Annotated in this window: 6 protein-coding genes; 1 reads left to right on the forward strand and 5 read right to left on the reverse strand. The window is 64.0% G+C overall.

Features of this window, described 5'->3' with window-relative positions; translation table 11 throughout:
- Positions 1 to 7: 7 nt before the first annotated feature.
- The 4 genes from JOF48_RS01260 to JOF48_RS01280 form a co-directional block, all read right to left on the reverse strand.
- A complete protein-coding gene (locus JOF48_RS01260) occupies positions 8 to 979 on the reverse strand; it encodes an AAA family ATPase (protein ID WP_209676568.1) in 972 nt (323 codons plus the stop codon).
- 63 nt (positions 980 to 1,042) lie between these two features.
- On the reverse strand, positions 1,043 to 7,306 hold the full coding sequence (locus JOF48_RS01265; protein WP_209676570.1) for an Ig-like domain-containing protein: 6,264 nt from the start codon (positions 7,304 to 7,306) through the stop codon (positions 1,043 to 1,045).
- A gap of 1,069 nt (positions 7,307 to 8,375) precedes the next feature.
- The gene (locus JOF48_RS01275; protein WP_209676572.1) at positions 8,376 to 14,588 is read right to left on the reverse strand and encodes an Ig-like domain-containing protein; all 6,213 of its coding nucleotides are present in this window, start codon (positions 14,586 to 14,588) and stop codon (positions 8,376 to 8,378) included.
- Positions 14,589 to 14,849: 261 nt separating this feature from the next.
- Positions 14,850 to 15,086: a hypothetical protein gene (locus JOF48_RS01280; protein ID WP_209676574.1), complete on the reverse strand. Its 237-nt coding sequence runs from the start codon at positions 15,084 to 15,086 to the stop codon at positions 14,850 to 14,852.
- Between the two features lie 146 nt (positions 15,087 to 15,232).
- Between JOF48_RS01280 and JOF48_RS19805 the strand changes: the two genes are divergently transcribed.
- Complete coding sequence (locus JOF48_RS19805) at positions 15,233 to 18,178, forward strand: helix-turn-helix transcriptional regulator (RefSeq protein ID WP_209676576.1); 2,946 nt, start codon at positions 15,233 to 15,235, stop codon at positions 18,176 to 18,178.
- A gap of 57 nt (positions 18,179 to 18,235) precedes the next feature.
- Here JOF48_RS19805 and JOF48_RS01290 read toward each other — a convergent pair whose 3' ends face one another.
- Positions 18,236 to 19,633, reverse strand: coding sequence for a pyridoxal phosphate-dependent decarboxylase family protein (locus tag JOF48_RS01290; RefSeq protein WP_209676578.1), 1,398 nt, complete (start codon positions 19,631 to 19,633; stop codon positions 18,236 to 18,238).
- Between the last annotated feature and the right edge of the window lie 76 nt (positions 19,634 to 19,709).

Consider the following 19,709-nt stretch of genomic DNA (forward strand, 5'->3'; position numbering starts at 1 on the left):
TTCTTTCCTAGACTGCGGCGCGCTGCTGCGGCGCCGCCACGGCGGCCAGCACGCGGGCCAGGACCACCTCGGCGGTGGCGCCGGCAAACTCGGCTTCGGGGTCGATCACCAGGCGGTGCGTCCACACGTACGGTGCCAGCTCCTTGACGTCGTCGGGCAGCACGTAGTTGCGGCCCTTCGCGGCGGCCCAGACCTTGGCGATGCGGACCATGGCGATGGCACCGCGGACCGAAACCCCGAGGCGGGTTTCCGGCGCGTTGCGCGTCTCCTCGCACAGGCGGGAGATGTATTCCAGCACGGCAGCGTCCGTGTGGGTGGTGGCTGCCAGGTCAGCCATGTCGGCGACAGCCTGCGGGGTGATGATGGCCTGCATGGTGGAGGTGCGGTCACGCTGGCTGGCGCCCTGAAGCAGCTGGACCGTGGACGTGTGGTCCGGGTAGCCGATCGAAGTCTTGACCAGAAAACGGTCTAGTTGGGCTTCGGGCAGGCGGTAGGTACCCGCCTGCTCGATGGGGTTCTGGGTGGCCAGCACCATGAAGGGCCGGCCCGTCTCGTAGGTGGTGCCGTCCATGGTCACGCGGGACTCTTCCATGACTTCCAGCAGTGCCGACTGGGTCTTGGGTGAGGCACGGTTGATTTCATCGGCCAGCACGATCGTGGCGAAGATTGGGCCCTTGTGGAACTCAAACTCCTGGATCTTCTGGTCGTAGATCATGACGCCGGTGACGTCCGAGGGCAGCAGGTCGGGGGTGAACTGGATGCGCGAGTTCGTGCCCTTCACCGTGGCCGACAGGGCCCGCGCCAGCATGGTCTTGCCCGTGCCGGGAGCGTCCTCAAACAGGACGTGGCCTTCGGCCAGCATGGCCGAGATGGTCAGTGTGACCACCTGCGACTTGCCCAGGATGGCCTGGCCAACGTTGGCCACCAGCTTTTCAAAGGTGCCTGCAAACCACGTGGCCTGCTCCGGTGTCATCGACATGCGTTGTCTTCTTTCATTGTTGCGTTGGTCGTTTCTTGCATTGCAGTAAGAGATTGCATCGGACTAGCAATGCGGAATGGGCTGGCCGCGGTCGGCACCACTGAAGGCATCCCAGCGCGCATACAGGCCATTGTTGGCGGAGTTGGGACCGGAAACTTGCCGATACCACTTCCCGGGATTCGAGCCATAAGGGCGGTCGATATAGCAGTTGGTAATCATGGTTTCGCCCCTGTTGAGCCAGTGCCCGCCCCGACACGAGCTGCCGGTCCAGTTGGTGCCGCTGGCTGGATCCATGCAGGTGTCGTCAGAGGAGTTGTACATGCTCCACTGAGTTACAGGTGGCGGCGGCGGCTTGGGTGGGCCGCTTGTCGGGCTCACGGAGACCACGGGACTGACATGGCCTACCGAGTTCACCGTACGTGCCTCGATCGTCACCGACTTATTGTAGGCGCCTGTGTCGTACCTGCCGCTGGCATTGCCAGGACGGTCCACCCACCCCTCGCCCGGGGCCTTCGTCTGGAGCATCTTTGTGTCCACGCCTACCGGATAAGTCCAGCTGTAGGTAACTGTGGTGTCGCCTTCTCCACCGGTGGGTCCCGGGGTCAGGCCGGGCGTCCCTGGGCTGCCGTATGGAACAACCGAGTTGGAAGATGCAGAGGCATCACTGTTGCCGGAAACGCCGCCGGCCGTGGCCCTGGCTTGAACATTCGCAAACACAGCAGTTCCGTTGGGTGAAGACAGCGTCATGCCTGATCCGCCACAGGCGGCGACACCTGTGGAAAGCGACACGCAATAGCTGATCTCACTGGCGCCGAAGCCGTTCATCTGGGAGCCGTCATAAGGGGTGAAGGTCACCTGGACTTGGCCACCCGCGCCCCCCGTTCCGACGAGCGAGAGGGTAGGGGCCGACATCATAGGCAACTTGCTGACTGCCCGATACGGGTCGGAGCCCACACTGGCAGGCCCTACTCCGGCCTTGTTCGTGGCCACGACGCTGTAGCTGTACGGTTCCGTGGACGTTCCCACTGTGAAGGCTTGGCTGGTTGCACTGGTGGCCACAGCGGTGGGAGCCGCGCCGCCACCGGACTGGGTCACTGTGTAGGAGGTGATGGCGGCGCCGTTCTCAAACGGAATGTTCCAGCTGACGGCGACCTGGTTCTGGTTGCCCACCCGCGACTGAGGTGTCACCACAGGCTTCTCCGGCGCTGCCGGCAAGCCCGCAGGCACCACGATGGGTGAGTAGGGACTCCAGTCCGAGGGCGTAGGCGCATCGTTGAGCGCCTGGACCCTGAACTGGTATTCAGTGCCGTTGGCGAGCCCCTGCCAGGTCAGGGCGTTTCCGGTGACACCGACTTTTTGCGCGTTCTGACCGGCGGGGGCCGGAGAGATCTCCACATTGAAACTCTTGACGGCCGAGTACGCGCCCACGGGCGTCACCCAAGTGAAGGTAGCGGTTGTGTCACCAAATTCGGAGGTCGGGGTGGCGGGTGCATCGGGAATGCGGTCCGGGATAGCCACGAGGGACAGTGGCGAGGCATCGGAATCTCCCACCGCGTTGGTGGCCACCACGGCAAACTGGTACTCCATGGCGTTGGTCAGGCCCGTGATAGTGCAGGTGTTGGTGTCGCACACCTGGGACCCGCCGGTCCAGTTCACCGTGTATCCGGTCAGCGGCGAGCCATTGTCGGCAGGCGGTTCCCAAGTGAGCAGAACTTCCTGGTCGCGCTCTTCAAGCACCTGGGGCTTCGTGGCCGTATCGGGCCGCCCCTTGACCGTTACCTTGATCTTGCCGTTGACATGGCGCTCTTCATCCTGCGTCTTGTCTTCAACGGTGTAGCTGACCAGGACTGTGCCCTTGTAGTTGGCATCCGTTTTGACAGAGACTGAGTCGTCCGTGTGGCTGACCGTGATGCCTTGGCTGTCAGTTTCAATCGTGGTTCCGACAACCTTCAGCGGGGTTTCCGGGAAGGGATTTACATCATTTTCCAGGACGTTGACGATCGTCTCTCGGCCCGCATGGGCATCTTCGACAACGTCGAGGTTGGCAACGGGCACGGGCTCGGAAGTAGAAGTTGCCTTCAGCTGGACGTCGGAGGTAACTGGATCGTTACTGCCGTCCGAGACGCTGATCTGCACCGTGGCCTTGGTTCCGACTTTGGTGCCTTTGGCCTGCTTGACGGTGAGCACTGTGCCCTTAAAGGTCACGTCAAAGTTGGCCGGTTCCTTGCTGACCATCTCAAACGTGAGCTTGTCCTTGTCGCCAGGATCCTTGTCCACCGCCATGGGGGCAACATCCAGCGTGACCGTCTCCTGCTGTGGAACTTCCAAGAAGGAACCGGTGAAGGTGGGAGAAGCGTTCTTCTTCTCTACTTCCTTCTTCTCTTCCTTCTTCTCCTCCGACTTTTCCTCCTTCTTTTCCTCTTCCTTCTTTTTCTCTTCGGGTGCCAGGCTCTCCTCGGGTGCTACTGGTTCGTCCTTGGCCTTTTCCTTAACGGGAGCCGGATGGACCAGGGTCATGACCGTCAGTGTGGACTTGAGACCCTCGGGATCGTCCGGGCCGGTGCCGTCGGTGACTTCGAAGGTGATGGAACCCTTGCCGTAAAACTTGATGTCCGGGGTGTAACGCAGCTCGTTGCCGTCACCTTCAATGGTGTCCTTGCTGGGGGCACCGATCATCGAGACCTTGGCAGCCTCGGTAATCCTGGGCTTGCGCCCTTCACGGACTTGGACGTAGTCATTGAGTTTGAGCATGGAGCTTTCACCGGCTGTCAGCTCAATGACGTCCGTCTTCTTGAGAGTGGGGTACTGCTTATCCAAACCAGGCACCCAAACAACCGCTGTGGACGTCAATCCGTCTTGGTCGGTCAGCGTGTAAGGCACCAACTGCTCAGCTGGTGCCAGCTGAACGCGGACGATTTGGGTCTTCTCGCCCGATTTCTCGTCCGGTACGGAGGCAACCGTTGCGGTGGTGCTCTCTGAGCCTGGTGCAGGCGCAACGGATACCTTGAGTTCGTCGGTGACACCGTCAGGGTCCGAATCGTTCTCCAAGACGGGGACGTCCACTGTATTCTTGCCCATCATCTGCTTGACAGTGACGCGATCGTCGCGGGCAATGGGCGCCTTCAACGGTGCCTCCGGGTCAACTGTCATGCGCACATTGCCGGTGGCGGTGGCCCCGAAGTTGTCGGTGGCCGTGTACATCATGGTGGCGATACCCGGTACAGCCGGGCTCGTCATGACGGCTTTGCCGTCGTCGTCGACCTCGGCGGTCATGCCCTCCGGCCCCTTAAAGCCGTCCTTGAGAAGGCCCAGGGAACCGCCGTCGGGATCGGTATCATTGAGCAGCACGTCAACGGCTACTTTTCGCTCCGGCCGCATGGTGATGTAGTCATCTTCTGTGACAGGCGGGTGGTTCATGTTCAGCGGCTGCACCACGCCGACTTCGACGCGTCCGATGGACTCGGCACCAAGCCGGTCCCGGACTCGGTAGGTGAAGGCGTCTGTACCGGCTGAGCTCTCGCTGGCCGTGTACATGATGAAGCCATTGCCGATTTCGGTGGTACCCAGTGACGCACCCGTGTCGATACCCACGAGCTCGACAGAGTCGCCGTCGGGGTCAATGCCGTTCAACGGCACGGGAATGCGCACCTTGTCGCCGGCAATGACGCGGCCAGTGAGGTTCTTGGCAACCGGCGGCTGGTTGTGTTCGGGGTCGGCAGGCACGATCGTGATGGTCACCTGCGCGGAGTTGTATTGCCCCGTGCTGTTGGTGACCCGGTAAACACCGTTGACGGTCTTGGGAGTGGGGCCGGCGATGAAACGCAGCTCGTTCCTGTCTGTGAAAAGCTTGCCCAATTCGGGTTCGGGCATCTCCGTCACCTCAGGGGATTTGAGGGTTTCGCCGTTGGGGTCGATGTCATTGTCCAGGACGGGAATGTTGACCACATCGCCCACCCGGACTTTGGCTTCGTCGGGTTCCACACGGGGGGCCTTCAACTTGTCGGGGGCCGGAATGCGGACCACTGACACTTCGCCGACGGCGCTGCCGGCACCGTTGGCGATGGTGTATTTGAAGTTGATGGTGTCTTTGAGCCCACGCACATCCGTGATTTTCAGGATGTTGCGTTCAATGATGGTCACAGAAATCGGCGCACCTCCAGGCAGTTCTGCCGACTGGACCACCAAGACACCGCCAGAGGGATCACTGTCATTGCCCAAGACATCCACCAGAACCGAACCGCCCGAAGGCAGCATGGCCAGGTCCTTCACGGCAACTGGCAGAGCCTGGTCGTCCGGTTCCTCGACGTCCACACGAATGAGTCCAGTGGCACTCATGGGTCCGTTGGTCACCTGGTACTCCAGGTAGACAGGCCCTGCCACCTTTGAGGTGAAGGTGACGGTGCCCTGGTCGGTGATCTTGGAGATCTGTGTATTCGCGAGTGGCTGAACGCTGGCAAGCCGCAGGGCGCGCCCGGATGGATCCATGTCGTTGAGCAGCGGGGAGAGCACCACGGGCTCTCCCACGATTGCCCGGGCGAAGTCTGCGTTGGCCACCGGAGGCACCGTGCCGGCCGCCTTCACATTGACCTTGACCTTAGTTTCCGTGACGGCGACGCCGTCGGACACCGTGACAGTCATGGTCTTGGGGCCGATTTCCTCACCGTCATCGGTGTAGTGCAGCTGCCCGTCGGGAGTCGTCTTAATGACTGCTGAATCATCGTCTGACACGGCACCGCGCAGGTAAATGTCGTCGCCATCGGGGTCGATCCATTCCAGCAACACATTCTGCTTCATGGTCTTGCCCTGCTCCACCACCAGGATCTGGTCACGCATGGCGTAAGGGGCGGAATTTTCAGATTCCGGGATGATCTTGACGTTAACCGGGGCACCGGCCGTACCCCCACGCCCATCATTGGCCAGATACTCAAATTGGCCGGATCCGGCCTGATCGGCGGGCACATCAATCTGAAGCCCCGTGCCATTGTAAATGGATGTCACCGCACCAATGCTGGGGTTTGCCGCCGGCTGCGCAACAGTCAGCACGTCACCGTCGGGGTCGGAGTCATTGAACAGCACAGGCAAGATGGTCGTCTTGCCCGCACGCACGCCAAAGGAATCCGGCGTGGCCAGCGGCGGCCGGTTGGGCTTGGTGCGGTCAGGCAGGGAGTTGACCACGTTCGGATCGGCCGATTCCTCCTCAGCATCATCGGACTTGGTGGTCTTGGACTTCAGGTCATCCCAGTTGTTGACCAGCTGCATGTTCTGGTTGACAAGCCACACGTTGCCGGTGTTGATGTCGTTCAGGACCACGACGTCGCGGTTCTTTCGGAAAACAAACGTGGCCTTTGCACCGGCGTCGGGGATGTCAATGAAGTCTGCGCCGCCATTGCAGGAAAGCACGTACTTGTTAGCTCCAGACCAGGCACCGTGCACACAACCGTTCTGAATCACCGGAGCTGCCGGGACCCCGCCAGTCGGGAGCGCAAGCACCGTGGCAGGCTTGCCATCCAGCGGCTGGATAACCATCCCGGCCGAGGTTCCAAGTGCAACAAAGTCTCCCTCGCTGCTCGCTTGGGCGAGCTGACCGCCGTCGGGCTTCTCAACCTCAACCACCTTGTTCCCAGGCAAAAAGAGCTTGCCCTCCTCAGCGGAGAACGCGACGGGCTTGCCACCGGCAACCGTGATCTGCAGGTCCACCACGCCGGCCATGCCATCCACCGCGGCGCGCTCCTGGGACGTGACAACGCCATTGGAGTCGACCTTCGTAGTGACGATCTCACCGGCCTTGGCATCAGCGGAAAAAATAGTGTCATCGGGGGCCGTGACCGAGACAGGCGTGCCGGCACCGGTGATGATCGGCTCGGCTTCGTCCGTGAAGGCCTGCACGCCGGCATTGCTCACTGCCCAGACCTTGCCCTGATTGGGATCGGTCAGCGCAACAATGTTGGTGCCCTGGGAGGCGTACTTGCCACCGCCGAGGTTGGTTTCCGATTCCATGGCCATCAGCGGAACACTGACCGTGTTCAGGAGCGAGCCTGAATCGGAGCTCATAAAGACGTTCTCGGCGTTCTGGATGACATCAAAGTTGGTGGTGGTGGCCGTGAATCCGCCGTCGAGTTCCTTGGCCTGGTTATTCAAGTGACCCACAAGGCCATCGGCACGGTTGGTCACCCAGACACTGCCGTCATTGAGATCGACGTCCGCAGTGGCGAAACCCGGATACACCACAGCGCCCGTGACCACTGCGGCAGAAAGCGCAATGGCGACAGAAGCCGTCAGAACCTGCTTTTTACTCGTGGACTTGGAGAACAGAGCGTTCAATGCCATCTGAAACCTTATGAATTGTGCGAACCAGGACAACCGGAGTTATCCACCCCATGGCGATGCGCCCCACGACATCACCTAGGCAATCTTAGCGGGTTGCTCCATAGGATGGCCTAATGCTAAGTGCCCAATTTACGCAAATGGGGAGTTCTCCCCATGCAACGGTATGTTCGCGGAGGCTGACGACTGCCTCGATCACCTGGTCCGACCCATTTTCGTCGAGCCTTGCTGTGGCCGGCGCGGGGATCAGCAGAGACAGGAACAACGCGGCCGCGGCTGAGCCAGCCCACCGGGATGCTCTGCGTGGTTCACCTGTTGTCTTGCGTTCCACTCATGGGTGGGGTGATATGTCCATGTTCCTCCTCTGAAAAAAAGCCGGGCATCGGGAACAGTCCTTGAAAAACTGCAGAGCACCCTCATTTCATTCGGCGACCACAGCCCTCGACAGTGCAAAAACGTAGGGGTGGGAATCAGGCTTAGCAGGCGGTGACAGGGCCGGAAGATCAGTGGAATTGGTTTAGCTTGGCTCATTTATGGCCATGTCCGCCGCGAGCATGGTCGGGGAAACTCTTCATCTCCGGAGATCCCAGCCTCGGAATGACAGCCCTGGCGAAGGAGGCCTGCATCTCCCCGCCTTCGCCGGTTTGGCCTTTGCCGGCACGTGACTGCCCGCTCGATCAGGCTCCGGGTAGCCAACACCTCGAACGGGCGGCCCGTCTCATAAGTGGCGTCATACATGGTCACGGGGACTCTTCCAGGACCTCCGGCAGCGCCGACTGAATCTTGGGCGAAGCCCCGCTATTCTCATCAGCCGCCATGATCGTGGCGAAGATGGACCCTGGTGGAGCTCACTCCCGTGTCTTCTGGTCATAAACCATGACATCAGTGTCGTCAGAAGGAGCCAGTAAACAAGCATCTTTTACCGGTGTCATCGATCTACGTTGACTTCGTTCATTGTTGCGTCGTTCGTGACAGGATCGCGGAGGCATCCGCAGATATCCGGGGCGCGTGTCTGGCCGCAGCGAATCTTGTCCCGGTCGGGGCCAGGAGGACGTCCTCCATGGCCCCGACGCTAACTACAGAATGGCATCCCGCTTGGCGGGGCCTTCACATTTGTGGTGTCTGCCTTCACATAGGGATAGCTGCTGTAGCCACCGGTGGTGATGCGGTACCACTTATTGCCGCTGCTGCCACTGCCCCAATACTTCCAGCAGCTGACCTCGACCGGCGTATTGGCGTTCAGCCACTGCGACGAGCAGGAGGGACCGGCGCTTGAATAGTGGTCACCTCCAGCGGCTGTTTCCAGGCAAGTCCGGTATGGAGTGGCACTGACGGTCCAGCTGGTGGGAGCCGGCGGCGGCGGTTTCGCACCGGCGTAGGCATTGACGGCGGGCGAAGCGGCACCGCAGCCTCCGGCGTTGCAGGCTCTGACCTTGAGGTTTGCACCGTCGCCATAGCCAGATGTCCCCGTGGAGTACTCCAGGGCCATGCCGCGACTTTCCCACCCGGCCCCGTTCAGGCTGCTCTCGTAGCGCGTGACGGCGCGACCATTATTTGGAGTGGCGGTCCACGTCCAGCGCACGGTCTTGATGCCTTCTGAAGCCGTATGGCCCGATACCGACGTCTGCGCAGGAACACCATAGGGATTGACGGCATTTGAGGGAGCGGATGCATCCCCTGCAGAATCGATACCGTCCGCCGAGGCCACAGCCCAGACGTTGCCTGTGACGTCAGCACCGTTGGGCGAGGACAGCACGGCGCCTGGCTGAACACCGCATTGATTTGCCCCCGTTGAAAGGCTGGCACAGTAGGTCACCTCATTGGCTGCATAGCCGCTGAGCTGCGTGGCATCCAGCGGCGTGTAGCTGAGCTGTACCTGGCCGCCAGCCGCGTCCGTGCCCACGAGTGCAAGGCTCGGCGGATTCATCATGGCCACCTTGCCTACCGCGCGTTGCGGCGTTGACGCTGGGCTGGACTCACCGGTGCCGGCCTTGTTGATGGCCACAACGCTGAACGTGTAGGGCTCGGTGGAGTTGCTGACGGCGACGGTCTGGCTGTTTACCGTCGGCTGGTAGGTGGTGGGTGCCACGCCGCCGCCGGACTGCGTCAGGATGTAGGAGCTGATCGGCGCGCCGTTGTTGAACGGCACATCCCAGCTGACGCCGATCTGGTTCTGATTTCCAACGCGTTCCAGCACCTGCACCACGGGAGCCTGCGGGGCTGCAGGCAGCCCCGCAGGTGTGACGATGGCGGAATACTGGCTCCAGTCGGACGGCTGCGGCGCGTCATTCACGGCCTGCACGCGGAATTGGTAGTCCGTGCCGTTGGCCAGGCCCGGCCAAGTGAGCGTGTTGCCGGTGACGCCGGTGCGCTGCGCGTTCTGGCCTGCCGGTGCAGGTGAAATTTCAATGTTGAAGCTCGTGACAGCGGAGAACTCACCCACTGGCGTGACCCAGTTCAGGGTGATGGCCTGGTCACCGAATTCGGTGGTGGGCGCCGCAGGCGCATCGGGCATGCGGTCGGGAATTGCCACGACAGACAGAGGTGAAGCGTCCGATTCCCCCACCGCGTTGGTGGCGACGGCGCTGAACCTGTATTCCGTTGCATTGGTCAGGCCGGTGATGGTGCAGGTGTTGGTTTCACAGGCCTGCGAACCACCGGTCCAGTTCACCGTGTAACCGGTCAGTGGAGAGCCGTTGTCGGCTGGCGGATCCCACTTGAGGAGCACCGCCTTGTCCCGTTCCTCTAGGATCTGCGGCTTGCTCGGCGCATCGGGTCGCCCCTTGACCGTGATTTTGACCTTGCCGTTGACGTAGCGGTCCGAGTCGGCGGTCTTGTCCTCCACCGTATAGCTGACCACGACGGTGCCCTTGTAATCGGGATCCGTTTGCACCGTGACTTCATCCTCCGAGTGGGTCACGACGATGCCCTTTGAGTCCGTCTCGATGGAGGTGTCGACCACCTTCAGCGGGGTGTCCGGGAACGGGTTAACATCATTCTTCAACACCTTCACGACCTCGGCGCGGCCAGCGTGGGCGTCCTTGACGAGATCTTGGTTGGCCACAGCCAGCGGCTCGGACGAGGATGTGGCTGTCAGGGCTACATCAGCCACGACGGGGTCGTTGGAACCGTCGCTGACGCTAACCTGGACGGTGGCCTTGGTGCCTACCTTAGTGCCCGTGCCGGCCTTGGCGGTCAAGACTGTGCCCTTGAAGGAGACGTCAAAGTTAGCAGGGACCTCGCTGACCATCTCAAACTTGAACTTGTCCTTGTCGCCGGGGTCCACGTCGAAGGCCAGGGGACCCACGTCGAGGGTGACGGTCTCCTGTTGCGGCACCTCCAGCATGGAACCGGTGAACGTGGGAGGAGTGTTCTTTTTCTCCTCTTCCTTCTTTACTTCTTCTTTCTTCTCCTCCTCCTCGGGAGCCTTGCTCTCTTCGGGGGCAACGGGTTCGTCCTTGGCCTTTTCCTTCACCGGCGCCGGATGAACCAGCGTCATGACGGTCAACGTCGACTTCAGGCCCTCCGGATCGTCCGGGCCGGTGCCGTCGGTTACCTCGAAGGTGATGGAGCCCTTGCCGTAGAACTTGATATTCGGGGAATAACGCAATGCGGCGCCGTCGCCTTCGATGACATTGTCGGTGGGAGCCCCGACCATGGAGATCTTCGAGGCTTCCGTGAGCCGCGGCGAGCGTCCGTCACGGACCTGCACATAGTCGGAGAGTTTCAGCACGGCGCTTTCGCCGGCCGTCAGCTCGATGACATCGTTCTTCTTCAGGATCGGGTACTGCTTGTCCAGTCCCGGGACCCAGATGACTGCCGTGGACGACAGTCCGTCCTGGTCCGTGATGGTGTAGGGAATCAGCTGCTCGGCCGGGGCCAGCACCACGCGGACCACCCCCGCAGAGGTCACCGTCGCGGTGGTGTCGTTGGCACCTGGTGCCGGCTCAACGGAAACCTTGAGCTCGTCTGTGACACCGTCCGGGTCTGCGTCATTGTCCAGAACGGGGACATCCACAGTGTTCTTCCCCATCATCTGCTTGACCGTGACGCGGTCGTCGCGGGCGATCGGTGCCTTCAACGGCGCTTCCGGGTCTACCGTCATGCGCACATTGCCGGTGGCGGTGGCGCCGAACTTGTCGGCGGCCGTGTACATCATGGTGGCGATGCCGGGTTCAACGGGGCTGGTCATGACAGCCTTGCCCTTGTCGTCGACCTTGGGATTCATGCCTTCGGGACCCTTGAAGCCGTCGGCCACCAAGCCGAGGGATCCGCCATCGGGGTCTGAATCATTGAGCAGGACGTCCAGGGCAACATTGCGGCCCGGACGGATGGTGATGTAGTCGTCCTCCGTGACCGGCGGGTGGTTCATGGTTAGCGGCTGGGCCACGCCCACGTCTACGCGCGCGATGGATTCGGCGCCGAGCCTGTCCCGGACACGGTAGGTGAAGGAATCAGTGCCTGCAGAGCTTTCGCTGGCTGTGTAGAAGATGAATCCGTTGCCGATCTCGGCAGTGCCCAGGGCGGGTCCCTTGTCAATGCCCACGAGCTCGACGGAGTCGCCGTCAGGGTCGATGCCGCTCAGGGGCACGGGGATGCGCACCTTTTCGCCTGCCACGACGCGCCCGGTCAGGTTCTTCGCCACGGGCGCCTGATTGTGCTCCGGGTCTGCGGGCACGATCGTGATGGTGACGGGCGCGGAGTCGTACTGTTCGGTGCTGTTGGTGACGCGGTACACGCCTTTGACCGTCTTGGCCGTGGGGCCGGCGATGAAGCGCAGCTCGTTGCGGTCCGTGAAGAGCTTGCCGAGTTCGGCGTCGGGCGTCTCCACCACCTCGGGGCTCTTGAGCTGCTCACCATTGGGGTCGATGTCGTTGGCAAGCACCGGGATGTTGACGACGTCGCCAACCCTCACCTTCGCTTCATCGGGCTCGACGCGCGGCGGCTGCAGCTTGTCGGCCGCCGGAATTCTGACGACGGAAATTTCACCATCAACACTGCCCACGCCGTTGGAGATTGTGTATTTGAGGCTGATCGTATCCTTGAGCCCGCGCAGATCCGTCAATTTAATAATGTTGCGGTCAATGATCGTCGCAGAAATGGGGGAACCCCCCGGCAATTCGACCGACTGAACCACGAGGACACCGCCGGCGGGGTCGGAGTCATTGCCGAGGACATCGACGAGGACCGAGCCACCGGAGGGCAGCATGGCCAGGTCCTTCACGGCAACGGGCAGGCCCTGCTTGTCTGATTCCTGCACATCGACACGGATGAGGCCCGTGGCACTCATGGGTCCGTTGGTCACCTGGTATTCCAGGTACGCGGGACCTGCCACCTTTGAGGTGAAGGTGACGGTTCCCTGGTCGGTGATCTTGGAGATCTGGGCGTTGGCCACGGACTCTACGCTGGCCAGGCGAAGTGACCGCCCGGACGGGTCCTGGTCGTTGCGCAGCGGGGCCAGCACAACAGGCTCTCCGACGATGGCACGGAAGAAGTCTGCGTTGGCGACGGGGGGAACCGTACCGGCGGCCTTGACGTTGACCTTGATCTTGGTTTCCGTGACGGCCATGCTGTCGGACACTGTGACCGTCATGGTCTTGGGGCCGATTTCCTCGCCATCATCGGTATAGCTCAACTGCCCATCAGGTGTTGTCTTGATGACAGCGGAGCCGTCATCGGACACGGCGCCGCGGAGGAAGATGTCATCGCCGTCGGGGTCGATCCATTCCAACAGCATGTTCTGCTTCATGGTCTTGCCCTGCTCCACCACCAGGATCTGGTCCCGCATGGGATAGGGAGCGTTGTTCTCGGCCGGCGGCACGATGCGGACGCTCACAGTGGCGCGCGCGGAACCACCGCGGCCGTCATTGGCAATGTAATCGAACTGTGCCGCACCGGCTTGGTCGTCCGGCACGTTGATCTGCAGCCCCGTGCCGTCATAAATGGATGAGACGGCACCAACGGACGGATCGACGGCGGGAGCCTCCACCGTCAGCACGTCGCCGTCGGGGTCGGAGTCGTTGAACAGCACAGGCAAGATGGTCGTCTTGCCCGCACGCACGCCAAAGGAATCCGGGTTGGCCAGCGGCGGCCGGTTGGGCTTGGTGCGGTCAGGCAGCGTACTGACGACGTTGGGGTCGGCCGATTCCTCCTCAGCTTCATCGGACTTGGTGGTCTTGGACTTCAGGTCATCCCAGTTGTTGACCAACTGCATGTTCTGGTTGACAAGCCACACGTTGCCGGTGTTGATGTCGTTCAGGACCACGACGTCGCGGTTTTTGCGGAACACGAACTTGGCCTTGGCGCCGGCGTCGGGGATGTCGACGAAGTTGCCGCTGCCGCCACAGGACAGCACGTACTTATTGATGCCTGCCCAGGCCGCGTGGACGCAGTTGTTCTGCACCACGGGTGCAGCGGGGGTGCCGGCATCGGGCAGCCCCAGCACCGTGGCGGCCGAGCCGTCCAGCGGCTGGGTGAGCAGCGCCGTCGCCGTCCCCAGTGCCACAAAGTCTCCCTCGCTGCTCGCTTGGGCGAGCTGTCCGCCGTCGGACTCCGGCACCTCAACCACCTTGTTGCCGGGCAGGAACAACTTGCCGGCCTCGGCGGAAAAGGCGACAGGCTTGCCGCCGGCGACCGTGATCTGCAGGTCCTCCAGGCCGGAAATGCCGTCGGCCTTGGCCCTGTCCTGCGACTTGACGGTGCCGTTGGCGTCCATGGTGGTGGTTATGATTTCGCCGGTTTTGAGGTCGGCCGTGTAGATGGTGTCGTCGGGCGCCGTGACGGAGACGGGCGTGCCCAGACCGGTGAGGATGGGGGCGGTGGATTCATCGCTGAAGCCCTGGACCGCCGCGTTGTTCATGGCCCAGACCTTGCCCTGATTGGGATCGGTCAGCGCAACAATGTTGGTGCCCTGGGAGGCGTACTTGCCACCGCCGAGGTTGGTTTCCGATTCCATGGCCATCAGCGGAACACTGACCGTGTTCAGGAGCGAGCCTGAATCGGAGCTCATAAAGACGTTCTCGGCGTTCTGGATGACATCAAAGTTGGTGGTGGTGGCCGTGAATCCGCCGTCGAGTTCCTTGGCCTGGTTATTCAAGTGACCCACAAGGCCATCGGCACGGTTGGTCACCCAGACACTGCCGTCATTGAGATCGACGTCCGCAGTGGCGAAACCCGGATACACCACAGCGCCCGTGACCACTGCGGCAGAAAGCGCAATGGCGACAGAAGCCGTCAGAACCTGCTTTTTACTCGTGGACTTGGAGAACAGAGCGTTCAATGCCATCTGAAACCTTATGAATTGTGCGAACCAGGACAACCGGAGTTATCCACCCCATGGCGATGCGCCCCACGACATCACCTAGGCAATCTTAGCGGGTTGCTCCATAGGATGGCCTAATGAGAAATATGTAGATCGCACAAATGGGGAGTTCTCCCCATGCAACAGCCTCTCCACGGTCCGCACTGGTTTGCGGCGTCACACCCTGACGGCACCGGGGTCACGGCGCCGTCATCGTCCGTGGCCAGGCCCGGGATCCGGCCGGGCCTACCACTCGGGCACCCATGCCGGGGCGTCCGCGCCGGTGCCGGTCAGCGTGTCACAGCGGACCAGTTGGTCCCCGATCCTCTCCATCGGACAATGGCTGGACGGCGGGTATTGAAGGGCTCCGCCGGAGCCGTTTTCATCCAGCCTCGCGGAGGCCGGTGACGGGATGAGCAGGACCAGGAGCAATGCGGCGGCGGCGGGGCCGGCCAACCGGGAGGTGGTGCGTGGTGCAAACATTGTCTTGCCTTTCAGCGATAGTTGGCTTGATAGCTCCACGCTCCTCCGCCGGAGGCGGCCGGTCATCGGGGACAACTCCTGAGAATGCCGCAATAAACCCTCATTTTTTAGGTGCCCGCCGGCCGCACCGGTGCGAAACTTGAATGGTGGGTGGGGAAGAAGGCGTTGACGGCGCAGATATTGTGGGCAGGTCAAGGGAGCTGGGCTTCCTGGGCTCGTTTCTCGCCGGTGCCGCAGCGGGCACGGCCGGGACCCTCGTCGTCTCCGGCGACCCCGGCGTAGGGAAGACCGCCCTTGTACAGCGCGCGTGCGACTCCCCCGCCTTCACCGGCTGGGTCTTCACCGGTGCGTGCCTGCCGCTGTCTTCGACAACAGTCCCATTTCTTGCGCTGCGGCAGGCGTTCCGCACCGCGCCCAGCTTCGACGGCGACGCCCGCCCCACCCTGCCCAAGGCCGGCGAACCGCCGAACGACGCCCCGGTTGCCATCGACACGTGGATGGATGAGCTGTGCAGCCGCCGTCCCGTGGCGCTGGTGGTGGACGACCTGCAGTGGGCCGATGAAAGCACCCTGGACGTGCTGATGTACCTCATTGCCGGCCCCGCAGAACGGCCGTTGGCCATCATCGCCACCTTGCGCGACGGCGGGGTGTCCGACATCCACCCGCTCCAGCGCTGGCTGGCCGACATCCGCCGCATGCCCCGGATCGGCTGGCTGCACCTGGGCCCGCTGGACCGCCTGGACACCGGCACCCAGCTGGGCCACCTGCTCGGCACCGCCCCGCACCAGTCACTGGTGCAGGAAGTATTTGAGCACACGGCCGGAAACGCCTACCTCAACAGGCTGGTGGTTGCGGGGCTGGACTCCGGCGCGCGGCACCTGCCCACCGAGCTGCCCGCCGACCTCAAGGGTGCGGTGCTGCGTTCCTGGCGAACCTTGTCCGACGACGCCCGGCAGCTCACGCAGCTGCTGTCCGTGGGTGGGCGGCCGCTGCCCTCGGCGGACATCAGTGCAGTGGCGGCGCTGGACGGCAGCCATGGCGCGGTGCTGGCGCTGCTGTACGAGGCCGCCGACGCAGGGATCATCGAATCCAGCACGGAGGGCACCCACTGGTGGTTCCGGCATCCGCTGATTGCCGAGGTCCTGCAGCAGGGACTCGACGAGGGCGAGCGGACGCGCTGGCATGCCCTTTTTGCCTCACTCGGGGAATCAACGCTGGACCACCAGGCGAACCCCGACTTTGAATCGCTGGTGGCCCTGGCCGACCACCATTTTGCGGCCGGCCACACGGACGCCGCCTACAACAGGGCGCTGCAGGCCTCCGCCGCAGCGGGCCATGCGGGAGGAACGGCGGAGATGCTGCGCCTGCTGCGGCGTGCTGTGGCCCTGCGGGACCAGCTGCCCGGGGCTGCGGAAAGTCCGGAAGCCCTGTGGGACAGGCTCCGGGCAGCCGCGGAGGACACCGGAGCGCAGGAAGAGGAACTGGAGGCCGTCGAGGCGCTGCTGGAGGAAACGGACAGCGTGCAGCGGCCCCTGGATGTTGCCGAGCTGTTGGTCCGGCGCGCCCTCCTGCGCTTCTCCACCGGGCGGGAGTTCCTCGCCCGCGGCGAGATGCAGCGTGCCGTCCGCCTGGCCGGCACAGATCCCGGGAGCTGGCAGTACGCCTATGCCCTGGCCGAGCTTGCCCACGCCGGGCTGTGGAAGGATGACCCGCTGGCACCGGAAAATGCGCTGCTGGCGCTGGCTGCCGCCACGGACTCGGGGAACCCACGGGCCCTGTCCTATGCCCTGACCGCCAACTCCATGGCGGCGCTGCTGGCGGGGCGGCCGGAGGAGGCCCGGGCACTGGCTGAGCGGGCAGCGGGCCCCGCCGCGGAGGCCAGGGACTTCTGGGCACTGCTGCACGCCACCATCTGGCGGGCCAACGCAACGGAGGCGTGGTCCAGCCAGGCCTTCGCCGACCTCATGCGGGACGGGCGCTGGCTGCTCGCCTCGCTCGGCTCCCCCCACGCCTACCTCGCCAAGATGGCCGCTGACGAAGCCAGCAGCTACCTGGCCATCGGCCGCTGGAAGGAGTGCGGACTGGCACTGCGCGTGGCACTGGGCTCGGATCCGGGCGCGATGGGCGACGTCGCGGCCCGATTGGCCGCCGCCCGGCTGGCGGCCTGGCAGGGACGGCAGGGCGAGGCGGAAGCCCACCTGGCCCGGGCCGAGGAACTGTTCTCGCAGAAGTCTGAATTCAACAATCTCAGCTTCGCGGCAGTCCGAGCCGAGGTCCTCCTCGCTGCGGACCGACCCGGCCCGGCCTATGCCGCGGCCATGGCCGGCATTGAGACGGAGGGCCAGCCGCCCACCATGTGTGAATGGCTCCTGCCCCTTGCCGCCCGCGCGCTGGCGGACCTCGCCCAATCGGCCAGGGACGACGGCGAGTCCCCCGCCGAGCTGCTGGCCCTCCTCCACCGGCTGCTGGGAAATTTCCCGGCCGCGTTCCAGGAATCGGGCACCGCAACGGAACTGTACACCGCACAGACCGCGGCCTTCGACATGCTCTACCGTGCCGAGGCAGGGAGGGCCCGCGGCAGTGCGGGCAACGCCCGGGAGTGGATCCAGACGGCCGACGCCTGCCAGGCGGCGACGCTTCGCTGGGAGGAGGCGTACTCCTGTTGGCGGGCAGCCGATTCACTGTTGCTGCACGGCCATTCGCTGCGCCCGCTCGCTGCCACCGTGCTCCGGCGCGGGCTGGCCCTGGCCGAGGAACTGCAGGCGCTGCCCATTGTGGCGCATCTTCACACCCTTGCGGCCGGTGCCCGGATCGCCGCCCCCAGCCGGTTGGACGCCCCCACCGCTGTGCCGGCACAGCTGCCGGGCCTGACCCGGCGCGAGCGTGAGATCCTCGGCTTCGTTGTGGCCGGACACACTTACGCCGAAATTGCCCGGCACCTCGTGATCAGCGAAAAAACCGTCAGCTCGCACATCTCCAGCCTGCTGCGCAAGACCGGTGCCTCCAACCGGATCGACCTCTCCCGGCTCGCCACCCGGTCCGCCGCCGGTCCCGGGCCGGGGGCAGCGCCAGAGGACGGGCCCGCCGGCTGAGGCGGCGCAACCGGCACCTTCCAGCGGAAGGCGCCCCCGCCGTCGTGCTTCAGGCGATCAGCTCGCATCCTCGGCGGCGACCGCCCGCTTGATGGCGTCAAGGCATGCCGCCACATCGCTGGCGTCCGTGGACCAGTTGCTGACCGAGATGCGCAGGACGTCGCGTCCGGCCCACCGCGAGCCTGACATCCAGGTGGTGCCGTCGGCCAGGATGCGGGCGGTGATGCTGCGGGTGCGCTCGTCACTTCCAAAGCCCACGCACACTTGGGTGAAGACCACTTCGTTGAGGACCTCGACGCCGTCCATGCGGGACAGGGCCGCCCCAAAGGCCTGGGCGTGGGCGACCAGTCCGTCGACGAGGGCCGCAATGCCGGAGGTGCCCAGGGACCGCAATGCCGCCCACACCGGGACGCCGCGGGCCCGGCGCGAAAACTCCGGCACCTTTTCGAAGGGGTCCCCGATTCCATCCCGGTCGGTGACCAGGTAGCTGGTCTGGGCGCCGAACACGGAGCGGAGTGCCTGCGGCCGGGAGACGATGGCCACCCCGCAGTCGTAGGGCACGTTGAGCGTCTTGTGGGCGTCGGTTGCCCACGAATCGCAGTCCGCCAGCCCTTCCAACTGGGACTTGTGGGTGGGGCTCGCCGCGGCCCACAGCCCGAAGGCCCCGTCGACATGCACCCAGGCGCCGTGCCGGTGCGCGATTCCGGCGGCCTCGCCCATGGGATCGAAGGCGCCGGAGTGCAGGTTGCCGGCCTGCAGGCACACGATGGCGGGGCCGGTGCCGGCGTCGAGTGCCTGTGCCAGTGCCGCCGGCTGGATGCGGCCCTGTGCATCGACAGCCACCTCGGCGGGCCTGCCGAGTCCCAGGTATTTCAGCGCCATGTCGATGGAGGCGTGGCGTTCGGCGCCCACCAGGACCCGCACCCTGGGTGAGCCAGACATTCCGTCGGCGGCCACGTCCCAGCCGGCCTGGTCCAGAACATGGGCCCTCGCCGCGGCCAGGGCCGCAAAGTTGGCGCCGGTTGCCCCGGTGGTGAATCCGACGTCGGCCCCTGCCGGCAGCCCCAGCAGTTCGAGCAGCCATGCCCCGGCCACCTGCTCCGCCGCTGCTGTGGCCGGCGTGGCATATCGCATGGCCGCATTCTGGTCCCAGGCGCCGACCAGCCAGTCGGCGGCCATGGCCGCCGGGAGCGTGCCGCCAATGACCCACCCGAAGAACCGGCCCGACGGCATCGCCATCAGCCCGGGTTCGGCCAGTCGTGCCAGCTCATCGACGACGGCGGCCGGGTCCAGGGACTGCTCCTGCAGGGGCATGGAGAACCGGGCCAGGAGCTCGTCGGCGCCGAGCCGGGGACCCACGGGGCGTGTTGGCAGTGAGGCCAGCCAGTCGCTTGCGTGCGCGTGGGCCGCATCCAGTGCCGCCCGGTACTCTGCTGCCTGATCTTTGCTGCCCATGCCGTCAACGCCTCCCGGCCGCACTGTGGAAGGTGGCGTTTCCACCACCGGATTCCTACGGTACGCCCGCGGCGGC

It is taken from the genome of Arthrobacter stackebrandtii (assembly GCF_017876675.1).
GTDB lineage: Bacteria > Actinomycetota > Actinomycetes > Actinomycetales > Micrococcaceae > Specibacter > Specibacter stackebrandtii.